The 218-nt window shown below is 39.4% G+C and carries 1 rRNA gene; it reads left to right on the top strand.

Annotation, left to right across the window (positions count from 1 at the left end):
* Nucleotides 1-157: 157 nt before the first annotated feature.
* Nucleotides 158-218 (top strand): 5S ribosomal RNA (gene rrf / locus H4J61_RS00030); the annotation flags it as partial.

Below are 218 nucleotides of genomic sequence, written 5' to 3' on the forward strand. Positions count from 1 at the left end.
TTAAGTTGTGTGCTGTTTGACATAGTAGTATTGCGTAGGAATATGCAACATCACGTACATGAGTGATGAATAAGAGAAACAAAGAACACAAATGTATTTATAAAAAGTAGAGCAGCGATGCTTTATTGACACAGCTTTCAAGATTGTACCCTTTTTGTCTAGCGACAATAGCGACATGGCCCCACCTGATCCCATTCCGAACTCAGAAGTGAAACGTG

Origin of the sequence: Colwellia sp. MB3u-4, assembly GCF_014077065.1 — a bacterium.
In the GTDB taxonomy this organism is placed as follows: domain Bacteria; phylum Pseudomonadota; class Gammaproteobacteria; order Enterobacterales; family Alteromonadaceae; genus Cognaticolwellia.